Origin of the sequence: Aeromonas sp. 84A (assembly GCF_051919345.1) — a bacterium.
GTDB lineage: Bacteria > Pseudomonadota > Gammaproteobacteria > Enterobacterales > Aeromonadaceae > Aeromonas > Aeromonas veronii.
This window is the reverse complement of sequence record NZ_JBQBEW010000001.1, coordinates 3,332,137-3,351,174: the sequence shown is the minus strand read 5'-3', so window position 1 is coordinate 3,351,174 and position 19,038 is coordinate 3,332,137. Positions and strand designations below refer to the sequence as shown.

18 protein-coding genes are annotated in these 19,038 nt (G+C 60.2%); 7 read left to right on the top strand and 11 right to left on the bottom strand.

What is annotated here, in order from left to right:
- Positions 1-40 precede the first annotated feature (40 nt).
- The 5 genes from phoU (at position 41) to ACTG20_RS15140 (ending at position 5,444) form a co-directional block, all read left to right on the top strand.
- Entirely contained in the window at positions 41-751 is a 711-nt protein-coding gene (gene phoU / locus ACTG20_RS15160) for a phosphate signaling complex protein PhoU (RefSeq protein WP_005334097.1), read from the top strand.
- A 190-nt stretch (positions 752-941) separates the two neighbouring features.
- A complete protein-coding gene (locus ACTG20_RS15155; RefSeq protein ID WP_005334094.1) occupies positions 942-2,261 on the top strand; it encodes a hemolysin family protein in 1,320 nt (439 codons plus the stop codon).
- Between the two features lie 19 nt (positions 2,262-2,280).
- A complete protein-coding gene (locus tag ACTG20_RS15150; RefSeq protein ID WP_194496715.1) occupies positions 2,281-2,823 on the top strand; it encodes a hypothetical protein in 543 nt (180 codons plus the stop codon).
- A gap of 293 nt (positions 2,824-3,116) precedes the next feature.
- On the top strand, positions 3,117-4,019 hold the full coding sequence (locus ACTG20_RS15145) for a homocysteine S-methyltransferase family protein (protein ID WP_194496714.1): 903 nt from the start codon (positions 3,117-3,119) through the stop codon (positions 4,017-4,019).
- A gap of 9 nt (positions 4,020-4,028) precedes the next feature.
- The gene (locus tag ACTG20_RS15140; RefSeq protein WP_439987781.1) at positions 4,029-5,444 is read left to right on the top strand and encodes a basic amino acid/polyamine antiporter; all 1,416 of its coding nucleotides are present in this window, start codon (positions 4,029-4,031) and stop codon (positions 5,442-5,444) included.
- 83 nt (positions 5,445-5,527) lie between these two features.
- Here the strand turns inward: ACTG20_RS15140 and ACTG20_RS15135 are convergent, their stop codons facing one another.
- A complete protein-coding gene (locus ACTG20_RS15135; protein WP_439987779.1) occupies positions 5,528-6,367 on the bottom strand; it encodes a sterol desaturase family protein in 840 nt (279 codons plus the stop codon).
- A 168-nt stretch (positions 6,368-6,535) separates the two neighbouring features.
- Between ACTG20_RS15135 and ACTG20_RS15130 the strand changes: the two genes are divergently transcribed.
- Entirely contained in the window at positions 6,536-7,327 is a 792-nt protein-coding gene (locus ACTG20_RS15130) for a substrate-binding periplasmic protein (protein WP_439987778.1), read from the top strand.
- Positions 7,328-7,434: 107 nt separating this feature from the next.
- On the opposite strand, the gene ACTG20_RS15125 is transcribed toward ACTG20_RS15130, so the two are convergent.
- The 3 genes from ACTG20_RS15125 to ACTG20_RS15115 all read right to left on the bottom strand — a co-directional run bounded on the left by ACTG20_RS15125 (position 7,435) and on the right by ACTG20_RS15115 (position 10,021).
- Complete coding sequence (locus ACTG20_RS15125; protein WP_120414562.1) at positions 7,435-8,178, bottom strand: amino acid ABC transporter ATP-binding protein; 744 nt, start codon at positions 8,176-8,178, stop codon at positions 7,435-7,437.
- Complete coding sequence (locus tag ACTG20_RS15120) at positions 8,162-9,121, bottom strand: amino acid ABC transporter permease (RefSeq protein ID WP_019445267.1); 960 nt, start codon at positions 9,119-9,121, stop codon at positions 8,162-8,164. Before ACTG20_RS15120 ends, ACTG20_RS15125 begins: the two co-directional genes overlap by 17 nt.
- Positions 9,122-9,220: 99 nt before the next feature.
- A complete protein-coding gene (locus ACTG20_RS15115; protein ID WP_201955798.1) occupies positions 9,221-10,021 on the bottom strand; it encodes a transporter substrate-binding domain-containing protein in 801 nt (266 codons plus the stop codon).
- Between the two features lie 520 nt (positions 10,022-10,541).
- Between ACTG20_RS15115 and ACTG20_RS15110 the strand changes: the two genes are divergently transcribed.
- Positions 10,542-11,675 (top strand): GGDEF domain-containing protein, encoded by a 1,134-nt coding sequence (locus tag ACTG20_RS15110; RefSeq protein ID WP_439987777.1) that lies wholly within the window; start codon positions 10,542-10,544, stop codon positions 11,673-11,675.
- A gap of 92 nt (positions 11,676-11,767) precedes the next feature.
- Here the strand turns inward: ACTG20_RS15110 and ACTG20_RS15105 are convergent, their stop codons facing one another.
- The 7 genes from ACTG20_RS15105 to ACTG20_RS15075 form a co-directional block, all read right to left on the bottom strand.
- Entirely contained in the window at positions 11,768-13,102 is a 1,335-nt protein-coding gene (locus ACTG20_RS15105) for an MFS transporter (protein WP_439987776.1), read from the bottom strand.
- 21 nt (positions 13,103-13,123) lie between these two features.
- Entirely contained in the window at positions 13,124-14,644 is a 1,521-nt protein-coding gene (gene uhpB, locus ACTG20_RS15100; protein ID WP_439987774.1) for a signal transduction histidine-protein kinase/phosphatase UhpB, read from the bottom strand.
- Positions 14,641-15,231 (bottom strand): transcriptional regulator UhpA, encoded by a 591-nt coding sequence (gene uhpA / locus ACTG20_RS15095; RefSeq protein ID WP_005334071.1) that lies wholly within the window; start codon positions 15,229-15,231, stop codon positions 14,641-14,643. Before uhpA ends, uhpB begins: the two co-directional genes overlap by 4 nt.
- A 193-nt stretch (positions 15,232-15,424) precedes the next feature.
- Positions 15,425-15,820 carry a nucleoside diphosphate kinase regulator gene (gene rnk, locus ACTG20_RS15090; protein WP_005334070.1) on the bottom strand — a complete coding sequence of 132 codons (396 nt, stop codon included), beginning with the start codon at positions 15,818-15,820 and terminating at the stop codon, positions 15,425-15,427.
- Between the two features lie 244 nt (positions 15,821-16,064).
- Positions 16,065-16,802, bottom strand: a complete 738-nt coding sequence (locus ACTG20_RS15085; protein WP_439987896.1) for a substrate-binding periplasmic protein — start codon at positions 16,800-16,802, stop codon at positions 16,065-16,067.
- Between the two features lie 82 nt (positions 16,803-16,884).
- Positions 16,885-17,571 carry a hypothetical protein gene (locus tag ACTG20_RS15080; protein WP_429098754.1) on the bottom strand — a complete coding sequence of 229 codons (687 nt, stop codon included), beginning with the start codon at positions 17,569-17,571 and terminating at the stop codon, positions 16,885-16,887.
- 72 nt (positions 17,572-17,643) lie between these two features.
- Positions 17,644-19,035, bottom strand: coding sequence for an alkaline phosphatase (locus ACTG20_RS15075; RefSeq protein ID WP_213389098.1), 1,392 nt, complete (start codon positions 19,033-19,035; stop codon positions 17,644-17,646).
- Between the last annotated feature and the right edge of the window lie 3 nt (positions 19,036-19,038).

Genomic DNA, 19,038 nt, shown 5'->3' with positions numbered 1-19,038 from the left:
AACGGCTAAGGCATAATCGGAGCAATCAAGGATTATTTGTATGGACAATATGAACCTCAATAAACACATCTCCGGTCAGTTCAATGCCGAGCTAGAGAGCGTGCGCAACCAGGTGCTGGTGATGGGCGGTCTGGTAGAGCAGCAACTCACTGACGCCATCGCGGCGATCCACGATCAGGATCTCGATGCGGCCCGCAAAATCGTGGCCAACGACCACAAGGTCAACGCGATGGAAGTGGCGATCGACGAGGAGTGCACCCGCATCATCGCCAAGCGTCAGCCGACCGCCTCCGACCTGCGACTGGTGATGGCCATCATCAAGACCATCACCGACTTGGAGCGCATTGGCGATGTGGCCGACAAGATCGCCCGCATGCTGACCGACAACGCCAACAAGCCGCAGCCGCCGTTGGTGTCGCTGGAGAACATGGGCCGTCGCACCATCAAGATGCTGCACGATGTGCTCGACGCCTTCGCCCGCATGGATCTGGATGCGGCGCTGGCGGTCTACAAGGAAGATGACAAGGTAGACCGCGAGTACGAGTCCATCATTCGCGAGCTGATGACCTATATGATGGAAGATCCCCGCACTATCCCCCAGGTTCTCAACGTCCTGTGGGCGGCGCGAGCCATCGAGCGGGTCGGCGATCGCTGCCAGCACATCTGCGAGTACATCGTCTACTACGTGAAAGGCAAGGATGTGCGCCACACCAAGGCGGACGATCTGGGCACCCTGCTGGGCAAGGGCTAACCGGAAGTGAATAAAAAGGCGCGTGAAGCGCCTTTTTTGTTGCATAACTGGTCGGAGTAAGATAAAGCCCCCAACTGGCTGTTTTCTGATAGAATACTCCCCCTGTGTGAGTCCCGGATGGGCTCACGGTCCGGTCTCCCGGGCCCAGTTTGCCGTCTTGTGCTAAGGCGGGTGTAGCAATAGGTTAATCATGAGTTTTGCCGATAGTTTGTTCTTTTTAATGCTGCTGGTTGGCGGCAGTGTGTTCTTCTCCCTCTCCGAGATCTCTCTCGCCGCGTCTCGCAAAATCAAATTGCAGGTGATGGCGGATGAAGGTAATCGCCAGGCCGAAAAGGTGCTGGCCCTGCAGGCCCAACCGGGCAACTTTTTCACCGTGGTGCAGATTGGCCTCAATACCGTCGCCATTCTGGGCGGTATCCTGGGTGAGTCAGCCCTCAACCCCGCCATCAAGGGGATTGTCTCCCAGTTCTACCAGGGACCCTGGCTTGGCGAGATCAGCTCCGGTGCCTCCTTCGTGTTCGTCACCGGCATGTTTATCCTGATCGCCGACCTGATGCCCAAGCGTCTGGCCATGACCATGCCCGAGCAGATTGCCGTGGTGGTGGTGCGCCCCATGCTCTTCTTCGTCACCGTTTTGATGCCGCTGGTGTGGGTCTTCAACGGATTGGCCAACTCCCTGTTCCGTCTGATGCGCGTCTCCACGGTGCGTAACGACGAGATCACCTCCGACGATATCTATGCGGTCATGGATGCTGGTGCCGAGGCGGGGGTTATCCAGCGCGAGGAGCATCAGCTCATCGAGAACGTATTCGAGTTGCAGTCCCTTGGTGTCACCTCTGCCATGACGGCCCGCGAGAGCCTCATCTACTTCACCCTGCAAGAGAGTGAAGAGAGCATCAAGGCGAAGATCGCCGAACATCCCCACAACAAGTTTCTGGTCTGTGACCACAACCTCGACAGCATCAAGGGCTTTGTCGATGCCAAAGAGCTGCTGATCCGCGTTATCGGCGGGCAGAGCATCGACCTGATCGGTGGCAACCTGGTGCAGAACGTCATCATCATCCCCGATACCCTGAACCTCTATGAGGCGATGGAGTACTTCAAGAATCATCGTGGCGACTTTGCCGTGGTGATGAACGAGTACGCGCTGGTGGTGGGGATTGTCACCATGAATGACCTGATGAGTACCGTCATGGGCGAGTGGGCCACCCACGTGGTGGAAGAGCAGATCGTCCAGCGCGACGAGAACTCCTGGCTGGTGGACGGGGTTACCCCCATCTCCGACGTGATGCGCGCCTTCGATATCGAAGAGTTTCCCGAGAACCAGAACTACGAGACCATCGCCGGCTTTATCATGTATATGCTGCGCAAGATCCCCAAGCGCACTGACTCGGTCAAATACGCCGGTTACAAGTTCGAAGTGGTGGATATCGACAGTTACAAGATTGATCAGCTGCTGGTTACCCGGGTCGAACCGGCTGTGGCCGAGAAGCCAGCTCAGGAATCGTAAAAGGAGCGACATAAGAGTCATGAAGATGCAGTCTCATTCCCGTGCGCTGGCCTGTGTCGCGCTCGCCCTGGCACTGGGTGCCTGTAGCCAGAGTGCGCCGCGTAAAGCCACAGTGGCAGCCAAGCCGGTTGCCCCCAAGCCTGCCGTGGTCGTGCCGCAGCCGGATCCCGATGCGGTGGTACAAAGCGGCATGGCCGAGCCGAGCCCGGTCTTTGACGAGCATTATCACGGCCCGGATCAGGGGTCGCTGGAGTCGGTGACCGCTCTGTTTGCCCGTGGCTACATCGAGTCCGCCATGCGCGAGACCATGCTGGCGGCGGTGCACAACGACTATCCGCTGCTCGGCATGCGGGATGTGCGGTTGACCGATCCGGTCTCCAAATTCCTCACCTCCGAGCATGCGGCCACTACGGCCCATGACTACCTCTATGCGGGTGTGCAGCGTCGCCTCGGTCGTCCTCTCAGCCCTGCCCAGTGGGAGCAGATCTGGCGCGGTCTGCCGCAGCAGGGTCGGGTCTCCGACTGGGTCAAACAGATTAAGCGAGTGCTGGCCGGGCGTTAAGTCGCCAGCGGATCAAGAGTGTGATGAGGCCACCTTCGGGTGGCCTCTTGCATTTCTGCGTTTGCCTCGCCGTTTGCACGCTGATTTCTGCTGATACTGATTGCCGCCCGTGGCACTTTGTTTTATCTTGCTTTGGCCATCTAAACATCTATGTGTTTTTATGGCTAAATAATAAAAGGGCTTCCCAAGATGAAGCTGGACGATCTGCAGCGATTCGATGCGAAACCGCAGATCAACAAAACAAACAGATAAATACGCAAATAAACAACGCACATAACAAAGAGACACGACAGATGGAAACCAGGGAATTGTGGGTGCTGGATGGGGGCATGGGGCGCGAGTTGGCAAGGCGGGGGGCACCGTTTCGTCAGCCGGAGTGGTCGGCGCTGGCCTTGATGGAGGCGCCAGAGACGGTGCGTGACGTGCATCAGGCCTATGTGGCGAGCGGTGCCAGGGTCATTACTACCAATAGCTATGCGCTGGTGCCGTTTCATATCGGCGATGCGCGTTTCTTTGCCGAAGGGGAGGGGCTGGCAGCGCTTGCTGGGCAACTGGCCCGTGAGGTGGCTGACGAGCAGGAGGGTGCCGTGCAGGTAGCGGGTTCTCTGCCGCCGCTCTTTGGCTCCTACCGTGCCGACCTGTTCAAGGCGGACAGGGTGAGCGAGCTGGCGACGCCGCTTATCCGGGCGCTATCCCCTTATGTGGATATCTGGTTGGCCGAGACCATGAGCCTGATTGCCGAGCCACTGGCCCTGAAAGCGCTGCTGCCTGATGACGGCAAGCCGCTCTGGGTCTCCTTCACGCTGGAAGATGAGGCGCCGGGCAACGAACCGCGACTGCGTTCCGGCGAGCGGGTGGCCGATTCGGTTAGCGCGCTGGTGGCGGCCGGGGTCGATGCCATCCTGTTCAACTGCTGTCAGCCCGAGGTGATCGAGGGGGCCCTCGAGGTTGCCCGCACCCGATTGCAGGCGCTGGGCCGCGCAGACATTCGCCTCGGTGCTTACGCCAACGCCTTCCCGCCGCAGCCCAAAGAGGCCACCGCTAACGATGGGCTGGACGAGATCCGCGCCGATCTGGGGCCGCTGGATTATCTCGGCTGGGCCGAGCGCTGGCGCGCGGCCGGGGCGAATTTGATCGGCGGTTGCTGCGGTATCGGTCCCGAGCATATTCAGGCGCTGAGCAGCCGGTTGCGCTAAGGAGCACCCATGAAAGAGAGCAAGATTGGGCTCTGGTCCCTCACCGCGCTGGTATTCAGCTCCATGGTGGGGGCGGGGATTTTCAGCCTGCCCCAGAACATGGCCGAGGTGGCAGGCGCCCGCGCCGTGCTGATCGGTTGGGGTGTGACGGGTGTGGGCATCCTGGCGCTCGCCATGAGTTTTCTCTATCTGTCGCGGTTAAGGCCCGATCTCGACGGAGGCATCTACAGCTATGCCCGCGCCGGTTTCGGCGATTTGGTGGGCTTCTTCTCCGCTTGGGGATACTGGCTCTGCGCCACCATCGGTGTGGTGGGTTATCTGGTCATCGCCTTTGCGGCGCTGGGCAGCTTCGTCGATACCCCGGAGCAGGTCTGGTTTGGTGACGGCAATACCCTGGTGGCCTTCATCGGCGAGTCCTGCATCCTCTGGGCGGTGCACCTGCTGGTGGCCCGCGGCGTGCAGCAGGCGGCCCTGTTCAACCTGGTGGCGACCCTGGCCAAGAGCCTGCCGCTGCTGCTGTTTATCCTGTTCGCTTGCTACTGGTTCGATCCGGTCACCTTCGCGGCGGATCAGCAGGGCAGTACCCTAGCGACGCCGGTCTCCGAGCAGGTGCGCAACACCATGCTCATCACCCTCTGGGTCTTCACCGGCATCGAGGGGGCGGCGGTGTTGTCGGCCCGCGCCAGAAACCGGCTGGATGTGGGTACCGCCACTGTGCTTGGTGTGGTGCTGGCACTGCTGCTCTATGTGCTTATCTCGGTGCTGGCGCTGGGGATATTGAGTCGGCCCGAGCTGGCGGCGCTGCCCAACCCCTCCATGGCAGGGCTGATGGCCCAGATGACCGGCTCCTGGGGCAAGCTGTTCATCAGCATCGGCCTTATCGTCTCGGTGCTCGCCTCCTACGTGAGCTGGACCCTCTTCTCGGCGGAGGTGCCGTTCAGCGCGGCCCGCCACGGTGCGTTTCCCGCCATCTTCCGGCGCCAGAACCGCAACGGCACTCCCATCGCATCGCTCTGGCTCACCAGCTTGACGGTGCAGACTTGCCTGCTGCTGGTGTGGCTGCTCGGCAAGGGCTACACCAGTTTGCTGCTTATATCGACCTCGATGATTTTGGTGCCTTACCTGCTGATCGGCCTGTTCTTACTCAAGCTCTCGTTCAGCAGGAAGGGGAATCGCGGGCAGGGCCGAGGCCTGATGCGGGCGGTGGCACTGGTGTCGAGCGGTTACGGCTTCTGGCTGCTCTATGCTGCCGGGGTGGAGTATCTGCTGCTGTCGTTGTTGCTCTACGGGCCGGGTCTGCTGCTGTTTCTCTACAGCCGTCGTCAGCTGGGCGCAGATCTTTGCCTGAGTGGTCGCGAGCGGCTGTTGGCCGGAGTGACCTTGCTGAGCCTGATCCCCGCCGTCTGGTCGTTTGCCCATCTCTGACATCGAAAATGTGACTGACCATAAAAGAGAGCGCCACTGTGGCGCTCTCTTGTTATCAGGGACTTGCTATCCGGGGCGAAGGTTCAGCGACTGGCGGGGCCGGCCGGTTTGCCAAACAGCACGGCGAGTTTTTGTCGCCACGGCAGGCCACGGGCGTCGCGCAGCATGTCGCGCCACTCATGGAAGGTGAGAGTGAGGGGGTTGAAGCTGTGGATCGGCTTGGTGATGCCAAAGCGACACGGCTCGGCCGGGTCTTCTTCCACAAAGGTGCCAAACAGACGATCCCAGATGATCAGCACCCCGGCGAAGTTGCGGTCTATGTATTTGGCGTTGCTGGCGTGGTGCACCCTGTGGTGGGAGGGGGTGTTGAAGATCCACTCAAGCCAGCCGAGCTTGCCCACCACCTGGGTGTGGACGAAGAACTGGAAACCCAGACTCAATAGCACGGTGGCGACCACCGCCTCGGGCGGGAAGCCGATGACAATCATCGGGATCCAGAACAGCCACATGCCGGAGATGGGATACATCAGGCTCTGGCGAAAAGCGGTGGAGAGGTTGAGGCGCTCCGAGCTGTGGTGCACCACGTGGGAGGCCCACAGCCAGCGCACATGGTGGCTGGTGAAGTGAAACAGCCAGTAAAAGAGATCCTGCAACAGGAACAGCAGTAGCACACTCCAGAGATTCAGCTCGATATCGAACAGTCGCCAGCCCCAGAGGGTGTCATACAGATAAGCAATGGCGATGGCCGCCAGCGCATCGCCCCCTTGGTGCATCAGGGCCAGGGCGGCGTTGGCGAACAGATCCCGCCACTGGTAGGTGGCGGTGGGAAAGGCCGCGCCATGTTTGCGCAGGTAGAGCATCTCCCAGCCGATAAAGGCCAGAAAAATCGGGGAGAGGTAGAGCAGAAGCAGTTGCACATCCATATGCGGCCATCCATTCAGAGCAATTGCTCCCCAGCATAAAGGATGCTTTTAATATTTCATTAACATTTTTCAACCAACGAAGAGATGGCATGAAATATGGCGCGCCAGCAGAGGAAGGCGCGCTGGATGGCTATGCTTGATGCAGGCTTTTTCAGGAGGTGCTGGCTTATGCGCGTCTGGTGTTGCTTGTTGCTGGGGTTGTGCATGATGGCGCACGCCAAGACCCGGGTCGAGATCCTGGCAGATGCCGCCTATCCCCCCTACTCCTGGCAGGAGGGGGAGGAGGTCAGGGGGATCTATGCCGACATCATCCGCGAGGTAACCTCTGCCATGCCTGACTATGAGGTGGTGCTCAAGCCCATGCCGTGGCGGCGCGGTCTGAGCATGGTGGAGCAGGGGACCGCCTTCGCCATTTTTCCACCCTACTACATGCCCGATACCCGCCCTTATATGTGGCCCTACTCCCAGCCGATGCTGGATGAGGAGCTGGTGGTGATGTGCGGCGCCAGTGTGGCGGCCAATACCCCGCAGGCCAGGTTTCCGCTCGACTATCATGGTTTACGCTTTGGCATGAACGCCGGTTTTGCCGTCGGCGGCGATGCCTTTTGGCAGGCAGTAAAAGAGAAGCAGATCGACGTGGAGGAGGTGAAAAGCAATCGGGAGAACCTGCTCAAGATTGTCCGCGGCCGGGTCGATTGCACCATCAATGATCGCCTCTCCCTGCTCTATGAGTTGCTCAACATGATAAAGGCCGATCAGCTGGCGGTGGCCGATATGTCCCTGCTCAAACAGGGGCCGGTGCTCAGCAAGGAGCAGGGGTTTCTCGGCTACAGCCGCAAGGGGGAGAACCCCTACAAACAGGCCTTTATCGACCAGTTTGACAAGGAGCTCTATCAGCTCAAAAAACGTGACGGGGTGAAAGTGATCGTGGAGCGCTATCTGGGAAAGTCCCCGCGCTGAGCCGATGAGATGGGCACTCGGGTTCAGCTGGGTTAAGCCTGCTCAGCGTGACACACAAGAAGAGGGACCTTGCGGTCCCTCTTCGTTTATCCAGCAGAGCATGTTGGCTACAGCACCTGACTGAGGAACTGGCGCAGACGCGGGGAGGGGGGATTGTCGAAGAAGTCTGCCGGTTTTTCATCCACCAGCAGTTCGCCACTCTCCATAAAGAGCACCCGATCCGCCACCTCGCGGGCAAAGCCCATCTCGTGGGTCACTACCACCATGGTCATCCCTTCGCGGGCCAGCCCCTTCATCACATCCAGCACTTCCCCCACCATTTCCGGGTCGAGCGCACTGGTGGGCTCGTCAAACAGCATGATGCGTGGCTGCATGGCGAGCGCCCGGGCGATGGCCACCCGCTGTTGCTGACCGCCGGAGAGTTGGGAGGGATAGCTGGCCGCTTTCACCGACAGCCCCACTTTCAGCAGCAGCGCCTTGGCTCTGTCTTCGGCCTCACGGCGCGACAGGCCACGCACCTTCTGCGGAGCGAGGCAGATATTATCCAGCACCGTCAGGTGGGGGAAGAGGTTGAAGGACTGGAACACCATGCCCACCTCTTCCCGCAGCTTGTTGACATCGCCCGGCTCGGTCAGGCTGATGCCATCGACCACGATATTGCCGTCGTTGATGGTCTCCAGCTGGTTGAGGGTGCGCAGGAAGGTCGATTTGCCCGAGCCGCTGGGGCCGACGATTACTACCACTTCCCCTTCGGCGACCTGGGTGCTGACATTTTTCAGGGCGTGCACTTCGCTGCCGTAAAACTTCTCGACACCGGTCGCTTTGATGATGGGATCAGTTGCTGCGCGCATATTTCACCTCGAGACGGCGTACCAAGAAAGAGAGGGTGCCGGTCAGCACCAGATAGAGCAAGGCGACGGTAAACCATACTTCGAACGGACTGAAGGTGGAGCTGACTACCTCGCGACCGGCCTTGGTCAGATCGGTGATGGAGATGACCGAGACCAGCGAGGAGTCCTTGATCAGGTTGATGAACTGGCCCGCCAGCGGTGGCAGCACCCGCTTGAACGCCTGCGGCAGGATGACGTAGCGCATGGTCTGGGCCGAGGTCATACCCAGGCTGCGGCCCGCCTCCATCTGCCCCTTGTGGATGGAGCTGATACCGGCGCGGACGATCTCCGCCACATAGGCGCCGGTAAAGACCGCCAGCGCGGCGACCCCGGCGGTGAAGCGGTCGAGGTTCAGCACGGTGCCTATAAAGAAGTAGACGATGAAGATCTGCACCAGCAGCGGCGTGCCGCGGATGAGCTCAACGTAGGTGACCGCCAGATTGCGCAGGGCCGGATTGGGGGAGAGACGCGCCAGCCCGGCCAGAGTACCGAGCAGGATGGCGAAGATGCCCGCCACCAGCGAGAGCTTGACGGTGACCCAGACGCCCCAGGCGATGGGGCCTGCGGTCCAGCTCAGTTGGGTGTCGAGGGTATCGCCACGAAAAACGGTATCCCCTTCGGCGACTTGTACGCCGGTACTGGCGATGGCTTGCCGCACATTGGGGTCGAGATCGTCTTGCAGGAACAGCTTGCCCTTCTCGGCCTCGCTGGTGCCCGCCATCACGGTGCCGTCAAATTCGGCGAGATTCTTCTGCTCCGCCTGATAGGCGATGTACTGGGGAATGCGTTCCCAGCGCCAGGTGTAATCCACTGACTGGACAGCCTTGTAGATGCCGAATACGGCAACCAGCAGCATCAGCAGGAAAACCCCATGCCAGAGTAGCTGATTGGGCTGTTTTTCCATCTGTCTTGTCGGTTTGGGTGTGTGCACAGTCACAACCTCTTCTCGTTATTGTGTGGGGAGCTGCGTGGTGCAGGGGCGGCATGTGCCGCCCCCCGGAGGTTATTTGAGCTGATTCAGCCAGGCGTTGGATTCGAACCACTTCTTGTAGAGACGGTCGTAGCTGCCATCGCCCTTGATCTGGCGCAGGTAGTTGTTGAACCAGTTGAGGGTGTCCTGATCCCCCTTGCGGATGGCCCAAGCTAGTGGCTCGAAGGTGAACGGCTTGTCGAGGTGTACTACGGCGCCCTTGTTCTGGGAGGCGAAAATAGCGTTGTAGGGCAGGTCATAGACGAACGCATCGACCTTGCCGTTGATCACTTCCAGCTTGGCGTCATCCTGGGTTTCAAACTGCAGCAGGGTGGCTTTGGGGATCAGGCGCTTGACTGCCTGCTCGCCGGTGGTGCCGAGCTTGACCGCGATCTTGTATTTCGGGTCGTTGAGGTCGGTGAAGGATTTGATTTCGCCCGCCTTCTCTTTGCGCAGGACTATGGTCTGGCCGACCACGATGTAAGGATCGGCGAAGTTGACCCGCAGGTTGCGCTGGGGAGTGACGGTCATGCCGCCCATGATGACGTCGAACTTGTTGGTCAGTAGCGCCGGAATGATGCCATCCCAGGCGGTGTTGACGAACTCGACCTTCACGCCCATCTCTTTGGCGACCATCTTGGCGAGATCCACGTCAAAGCCGATGTACTGGCCCTGCTTGTTGGTCATCTCGAAGGGTTGATAGCCAGCATCGAAGCCGACTCGCAGCACGCCGCGTTCGAGCACGGCATCCAGGGTGGAGGTGGGGGCAGGGGTCGGGGCCGCCGTGGCGATCCCGCAAAACAATAGGGTAGAAAGAATCAGTTTTTTGATCATAAGTGACGTCTCTGTCGGTGGTGTGTTCGGCCTTGAACCTGATCCCGTGCGACTCCGTGGCACAAGAGACTGCTGCATCCGGCAACAGGCAAGACAGGATGAATGTCTTGAGCGGGACAAAAGCCCCATATGAGATGCTATGAATAGTGGTTGAGTGAAAAATGTACAAAAAACAGATTGTGTCAGAAGACTCAACAGGTTAGAGACATTTATTGCTCATGGCTTCATTCATAAAATCACACGAAAACAACATATCTATCTAATGGGGTGGGTTCAAGCCCAAATTATCCCCAAGACATTTTGTTACAAAGTCAGGGCGCCGATTGCGGCTCTTACTGAGTTGCCGGGCTCCGTAAGAGGCTTTTTATGGGGTTAATACGAATACGCATTGGTGGGATATCACACGCATTGCTCTGTTTGTCAGCAAACGAACGGGCTTTATTGTGAAAACCATCAAGTCGCACTGGGTCTTGGCAAACGCTTCTCATATACTCAGTTACCCTCTCTGCATGGCTTTGGTATGGACGCCTCACTACTGCTTAAGCTGGATATTTTTACCTTGATGATCATGGCCTTGTGTGGCTATTGTCTCGGTTTCCTCACTCTCACCATCATTCGCGTTACCCACAACGATATTCCCGGCGTCGGGGTCTGGTGGTGGTCCAGTCTGTTTGCCATGCTGGGTCAGGCGGGATTTGCCAGCCTGCTGCTGACACCCACCCCCTATGGCTCCTGGGTAGGCAATGTCTTCCTGATTTTTCATGTGTCGTTATTGCTGGTCGCCCAACGCTGTTTCTTCCGTCAATCGCCGGGCTGGCCTGTCTGCTGGGGATTCATCCTGTTGTTTGCCGCCGTCATGACCTGGTCGGTCGCCATCGATGGCCGGATTGCGGTACGGGTGATGATCAGCAGCGCCACCTTCCTCGTGCTAAGTACGCTCATTATCTGGCAGCTCTGGCGTCACGGCCGACCCGATTATCAGGTGGCAGTCTGGGTGCTGATTGGCCTCAACCTAGTGCTGATCGTTATGACCCTGATGCGGATATTTACCGTGTGGGGCGAGGTGATCGAAAGCCCGTTCCAGCGTCAGTTGTTCAACGTGTTGCCCTATGTCTCCATGCTGGTGGGTAGCTCCATGCTCACTTTCGGGGTGCTGCTGCTCTGCAACCAGCACCGAGCGCTGGAGCTGCGCTATCAGGCCAGTCATGATCCGTTGACCGGCTTGTTCAATCGCCGTGGTTTTATGGAGCGTCTGGCCCGGGGACGCCCTGCACAGCAGGGGGCGCTGGTGGTGCTCGATCTGGATGACTTCAAGCAGATCAACGATCGGCATGGTCATGAGGTGGGGGATCGGGTGCTGGAGCGGGTCGGGTTGGCACTGCGCGAGCTGGAGGGAGTATTGGCCAGTCGCTTTGGGGGCGAGGAGTTTGTGCTGCTGTTTCGCCATGCCACCGCAGAGGAGGCGATCGCCCGTTGTCAGTCACTGCGGGTTCAGCTTGCGGCCAGCGAGGTAGAGGGGATCCATATCACCGTCAGCATGGGTATTGCTCACTGGCAGGGGGAGTGGCACTTTGACAGCCTGTTCAGCCGTGCGGATGACGCTCTCTATCGGGCCAAGCGGGAAGGAAAGAACCGGGTCTGTCAGGCTGCCTGATGCAGGAATAGGTTCAGGAATAAAATCAGGGCGAGGTGATCCGCGCCCTGGCTGTTTCTGTTTGCCGGATATAGCTCGTCAGCTGCCACCCGCTACTCTGCATTTGTTTGAGCGGCTCTCGGTGCCTGCGCCTTGAGGAAGGGGAGCAGCAGCAGGGCCGAGACGCCCGCCGCCACCGAGATCACTACGAAAAAGCCGTTCCAGTGCCAGATCTCCATCATCTTGGCCAGCGGATAGCCCGACAGCGCCGCCCCCATGTAGGCAAACAGGCCGACAAAGCCGGTGGCCGCTCCAGCCGAGTTTTTGTGGGAGCACTCCGCCGCCGCCATGCCGATCAGCATCTGGGGGCCAAACACGAAGAAACCGATGGTAAAGAAGCAGGCCGCCTGCATCACATAGCTGAAAAAGGGCATCAGCCAAAGCGATCCCACCGCCAGCAGGATCCCCACCGCAAAGATCAGGTTCATCGGGCCACGGTTGCCGTTGAACAGCTTGTCCGATCCCCAGCCCGCCACCAGCGCACCGATAAAGCCTCCCACCTCGAACATGGAGATGGCCGAGTTGGCGCTCATCAGATTGAAGCCGCGCTGCTCGGTCATGTAGAGGTTGCCCCAGTCATTGATGGCGGTACGCACCACATAGACCAGCACGTAGCAGCAGGCGAGCAGCCAGATATAGGGGTTGCCCAACACATATTTACGCAGGATCTGGCGATGGGAGAGCCCCGCATCCTGAGTCTGCTGGGCCAGCTCCATCGCATCCTTGCGCCACTCGCCTACTGTCGGCAGTCCCATGGCACTCGGGGTATCCCGCAGCCGCCAGCAGAGGAACAATCCCGCGATGATGGCGATAAGGCCGGGCACTATCATGCCGTAGCGCCAGCCATGTTGCAGGGCGATGGTGCTGACGATAAGGGGGATGAGCGCGCCGCCGACGTTGTGGGCAGTGTTCCAGGCCGACCACCAGACGCCGCGCTCGGTGCGCGAATACCAGCTGGTAAGCAGCTTGGAGCAGGGGGGCCAGCCCCAGCCTTGGAAGAAGGCGTTGGCGACCCAGAGGGCGGCAAACATCCAGAGTGCCGACGAGAGGCCGAACAGGATATTGATAACGCCGGTGGCCATCAGTCCGACACCCATGAAGTAGCGCGGGTTGGCGCGATCACTGATGATGCCGGAGAAGAACTTGGAGCAGCCGTAGGTGATGTAGAACAGGGTCCACAGCATGCCGATGTCGGACTTGTCCAGCATGCCGCTCGCCAGCATGTCTGGCATGGCGAAGTTGAAGCTCTTGCGGGTGAAGTAGAAGACCGCGTAGCCCAGATACATGGTCAGCAGTAGGTGCAGCCGCCAGTGGCGATAGGTGGCATCGATCTCGGCCTGATCCCGGATAAGGGGCCGGGGCGGCGCGCTTCTCATAAAACTCAGCACAGGCAGGCCCTCTGGTGGTGATTAGCCATGACTCTCCTCCCGTCTGCGACTGGGCAGGTTGACCGTCAGTTGGGTGCCGTGGATGCAGGAGAGTTGCAGACTGCCCCCGAGCGCCTGTACCCGCTCGCGAATGCCGAGCAGGCCATAGCCCTGTTGTGGGCGGCTTTCCGGCAGACCGCGGCCATCATCTTCCAGCACCAGTTGCAACTGCTCGCCGCTGGTCCGGGCGCGAATGGTGACCGAGTGGGCGTTGGCATGTTTGACCACGTTGTTGAGCCCCTCCTGACAGACCCGAAACAGGGTGACCCGCTGGGCATCCGAGAGATCCCCATCCGCCAGCTGCCACTCCAGACGGGTGACGATGCCGTGACGTTCCAGCTCCAGCTCCCTCAGCAGTGCCCGTACCGCCTGTTCCAGCGTCATGTCGTCGAGCTGGCGCGGGCGCAGCCGCCCGAGCAGGCCGCGCACCGCGTCATAGATCCCGAGCGACAGTGTGTCGATGAGGGCGCTGCTCTGGCCCACACCGGCATTATCGGGGGCGAGGCGGCGAACGATCCCCGCCTGGGTACGAATGGCTGTGATGGTCTGGCCGATATCGTCGTGCAGCTCGCGCGCCACCTCCTTGCGGATGCTCTCCTCGGTCTCCAGCAGCCGCTCGGTGAGCTGGCGATTGTGGGCGAGCTGGCGGGTCAGCGCCTGATTGAGTTCCCGCTGGCGCTGGATCCCGGCACCCAGCAGCAGGCCGGTGAGGCTCTGGGCCAGCAGGGAGAGCAGCAGATCCAGCGGGTGATCATGCCAGGCCTGACTGGCCAGCAGGGCGATGGTGTTCATCAGGGTGGCGAGCAGCGCCCCTTGCCAGCCGTAGCGCCACGCCATGGCGATGATGGGGATGGCGAGACAAAACGGGGTGAAGCGTACCAGCGAGTTGGGCAATCCCAGTTGCAGCCAGAGGCTCAATACGAACAGCAACAGATACCAGACCAGATGGCGAAAGCGCCACTCCACCGGTTGATCCACCAGCGCAGGCCCCAGCGGCACCCAGGTGGCGCGGGTGAGGTAGTGCCAGATCAGCATGCAGGTGGAGGTCAGCGTCAGCCCGCCTGTCAGGCTGAGCAGCAGGGCCGAGAGGCCATCTTCCCCGGCCAGATGCCAGAGCAGGGCTTGCAGCAGCGCCGCCGCCGTGACGGTGGCGAGCAGCAGCAACAGTTGCTGCCAGTCGTTGCGCACCTGCTGGCGACGGGCAATCAGCAGCGGTAGCAGGGTCAGCAGACTGCCCGCGACCAGCCAAGGCCAGTGGGGCAGCCCTACCTCCAGATTGAGCCAGTAGAGCAGCAGCCCTTCGCACAGCAACAGCGGCGGCCAGTAGTGGCCGGGACTTTGCAGCAGCAAGCCAAGGCGCAGGCCGAAGGGGAAGAGCAGCACCGCCAGCGCCGGGCCACCGGCCAGATGCAGGCTGATGCTCCAGAGGCAAAACCAGCCGGCGGCAAAGATGAAGCAGGCCGCCAGCGTGATGGCGACATAGCTGACAAAACGGGAGATCACCAGCTATCCAGCATGCGGTGGGCCAGCTCGACGTTGTTGCTGACCTTGAGCTTGTCCATCAGGTTGGCGCGATGGACGTGAACCGTCTTGGGGGAGAGTCCAAGCTGCTCGGCGATGGCTTTCACCTCCAACCCCTGCGCCAGCAACTGGGCAATCTCCCGCTCCCGATTGGTGAGGGGATCCCGGCTGCTGCTGGCCAGTTTCTGGGCGATGTCCGGCGTAAGATAACACCCCCCCTGGGCGGCGGTGCGCACGGCAGCGATCAGCTCGTCCGGACTGCACCGCTTGGAGAGAAACCCCTTGGCGCCGGTTTGCAAGGCCTGCTCGATGAGGGCCGGGCTGTCGTGCACCGAGAGCATCACAACCGCAAGGCCGGAGGGGAGCTGCTTGAGCAGATCCAGTCCCGACTGGTCGGGCATCGAGATGTCGCAGACACAGACCCGCGCCCCGCTGCCGGGCAGGCCGGCAAGGGCGTCGCTGGCGGAGCCGAATTCGGCGACCACCTGCAGGTCGGGCTCCAGATTGAGCAGTTGGGCAAAACCGGATCGGACGATCTGGTGATCGTCGATGAGGGCAATTTTTATCATGATGTCAGCCTGAAATTCGGTGCGTCATGACCATGACGCGGCCAACAAGATACCTGCCCCCCGAGTCAGGCTCAAGCAGCAGCAGGAAAAGGGGCTAAAAACCGGGGGGCAAGGTGCGCAAAGCTTGATCGGGATCAGCTGGCAAGGGCGAACAAGCGGGCTGATCAACAGGGGGATGACCAGCCCGGGGGACTCAGCGGTGCAGCTCGCCGGCGCGCTCCGGCTGATAGACCACTTCCAGAATTTCGACCTCGATGGTGCGACCGGCCGGGCCCGGCCAGGCGATGCTGTCGCCCACTTTCAGACCGAGCAAGGCGCTGCCCACCGGCGCCAGTACCGAGATGTTGCTCTCGTCGCCCTTGGCATCGCGCGGATAGACCAGGGTGAGGCAGAACTCGTTGCCGCTGCTCTGCATCTTGAAGCGCACCTTGCTGTTCATGGTGACCACGTCCGGCGGCATGTCGGCCGGTTCACGGATCTCGGCGCGGTCCAGCTCCTCTTGCAGGGCCAGATGCTGCGGGTGGTTGCCAAGCAGTTGTTCGATACGGTCCAGATCAAGGCTGGAGATAACCAGATGAGGTTGTTTCATAAGATATTCCTTATCAATAGCGGATATGCCCATACCGGCGGGTTCAGGTTGGCCATCACGCAAAGTGTTACAAAAATGGATTCAACAGGTTCAATCGATTGAAAATGCCATGCCCCCAAGCGACTCGCGGCCGAAGGAGCGAGGCGGGGCTCAGCAGGGTGTGAGCAAATGCGAGGAAATAGCGAGTATTTTCATGGGGCTACCATAACCATTCTGGCTGGCCTTGGCAACCGTGATTGAGTGACTACTCAGGAGCCTGATAGTTGTACTGACGGATGATCCGCGTGAGCGAGCCATCACGGCGCATCTCGTTTATCACGGCTTGCCAGCGACGCCCTTCGGTGAAGGGGAACTCTTTGTGAGCGGCAATAAATAACTGGGTGCGCATCAGGGTTTCACCACGAACAAGTTGCCCAGTAGAAAATCCTTCTTGCTGTTGGTTGTAGAGAATAGCGTTCCAGGCTGCTACCCATGCATCGATACGCCCTCGTTGTAGTTTGTGCGCATTGAGTTCTTCGGTGGCGACAGTTTGACTGGTCAGATTGAGTCTTTGTTTGAGTAAATGTTGGCCGAAAGAGTGGCGCAGAGTACCGACCTTGAGGGTGGACAGCTCACCGGCTTTGATTGGAACAGGATGAAAGCGGCGATCGCTGACGATAACAAATTCCTCGTCGATTATTGGTGCTACCCAATAAAAGAGGTGCTCTCGTCGAGAGCTCCGCACTGGCGGGATCAGCAGTACATCCTTGCGGTGGGTCACTTCGATGAGGGCTCGGGCCAGCGGCATCAACTCGATAGTGAGCGGTTCTTTTAAGCGCCGGGCGGCCTCTTCCATGACCTCGATGGCCATGCCGCTTGGAGCCCCCTGCTGGGAACGTATGACATAGGGGGGCAACTCGGCCGCCACCAGCACAATAGCCTGGGCACCGGTGTGTACCAGCAATAACAGCAGGGCAAAAAAGGGCAGGCAGAGAGCGCGCATCAAGGTCGTGAGCCAGAGTCGAATATGCAGAGTGTAGCATTCCTGCCTGCGTTGTCGTTGTGCCCGCAGAGGGGTTGGGATCTCAGTCGAAGAAATCCCGCAGATCGCGCACTTCGTAATCAGCGAGTTGCTGCCAGGGGAGCTGAGCAGGCAGCTTGCGCAGGGTCACCTCCATCCGGTAGCTGCGATAGCCGTCGAGACTGGCCGATTCGACTACCAGCGGGATCTGCCACTGACTCGACCAGAGAATGCGGGTTCGTTGCTGCCCTTCGCGCTTTTCATACCAGCGGGCCTGCTCGGGGGCGGCCTCATCCAGTGGGGTCATCCCCTCGATCAGCACCGGGTTGACGAGATGGCGGAGCCGCGGCCAGTCGGGCTTGAAGGCCACCTGGCCATACTCTTCCACCGGCACCTCAACCAGCTGGTTGTGCCAGCTGTCGGCATAGCGCAGCTGAAGTTCACCCTCATCACTGCGACTGACCCAGCGGGCCGCCATCTGGTGGGTAAAGTGCTTGTGGCCGGGGGTGGCGTCGTGAGTGGCGTGATAGGCACGGGCAAGGGGGAGGGGAATGAGCCGCTGGCTCCACACCTGATTGCCCACGCGCAGCCACTTCTCTTGCCAGACACTCTCTCTGGCGATGCCATCGCTGCCGGTGTTCCGGTCGTGATAGCTGATCCGCGCGGCGAGATCCGGGGGCGTGTCGTCAGCATGCAGGGGGAAGGCGAGGGTGCTGCCAAGCAGCCATAACGAAAGCAAAAGTCGCATCATCATCTGTCGCTCGAAAGAGCCGGGGCCCGGGCCGCTGAGTCGATTGCTCAGATGCACCCGGGCCCCTGCTGCTTACAGGCCGAGCGCCTCCCGCAGTTTGCCAAACACCTTGGTGTTATCCAGCGTGCCTTTGAAGCGGTTGCTGCCAGCGCCATCGGCAAACAGCATCACATCGCCGCCGCCGTGGGTTTCCGATGTCAGCTTGACGCCGGTCTCCTGCAGGTAGTCATTGGCCATCACCTGATCGCTGGTGAGGACCGGGCGCACGGCCGCACGATTGGGGCCGTTACCGAACACCAGGGTGGTGAAGGGCTTGCCATCCACGTCGTTCTGGGTCGAGCCGTCGCCATTTTTCACCAGATCCAGCACCGGATTGCCCTTGGCGGAGTAGCCGTTAATGGTCATGGTGTGGTCATGGTCGGCGGTGACCACGATCAGGGTATTGTTGAGATCCACTTTACCCAGCGCCGTCTTGACAGCCTCATCCAGTGCCACCGCGTCGGTGAGCGAGCGCTTGGCGTTGGTGCCGTGCAGGGCATGATCGATCCGGCCGCCTTCTACCATCAGGAAATAACCCTGACTGTTCTTGCTCAGCAGGTCGATCGCTTTGGCGGTCATTTCGGAGAGGGACGGCTGGGTATTGGCAGCCCCCTTGGCGACCCGATCAAGCTCGTAGTCCAAGTGGGATTTGCTGCTGAACAGACCGAGCACCTTACCGCTGGTGACCTTGGCCAGTTCACTTTGGGTGGTGACATAGCTGTACCCCTGCGCCTTCATCTCGGCGGTCAGGTCGCGGTTGTCATTGCGACCGCCCTTGTTGCTGGCGCTGTAGGGAGTCCAGTGGTTGGCACCACCGCCCATCAGCACATCGACCCCATCCCCCAGCGCCTGGTTGAAACCTGCGCCTCCCGGAACAGCTTGTGCGGCGATGTCATAAGCGGCATCCCGATGGCAGATGTGGGCGTAGGTAGCCGCCGGGGTCGCGTGGGTCAGCTCGGTGGTAGTGACGGCCCCGACCGATTTGCCTGCCGCCTTGGCCAGCTCCAGGATGGTGGGCACCGGCTTGCCGTTATCGCTGCTGCAATTGTTGACGGTTTTGTTGCCATTGACGTCTTTGCCGGGGGCGACGGCTTTGGTGTCGCTGCTCATGGCGATCACCTCGTTGTTCATCTTGACCCCGGTGGTGTAGGCCGCCATGGAGGGGGCCGAGTCGGTGGTCTGGGCATCGTTGGAGAAGGTCTTGATGCGGGCACTGCGCGGCAGTTTCATCATCTCCAGATTGCCCTCTTCTCCCACCTTGAACAGGCGGGTGGCGGTGAGCACGGTGGGGCCCATGCCATCACCGATAAAGAGAATGACGTTTTTGGCATCACCGGCTTGTGCCTGGGAGGTTGCGCCCAGCGCACTGAACAGGGCGGCGCAGACCAGCGTGTGCTTGATGGATGTGTTCATCTGTTTGCTCATGAA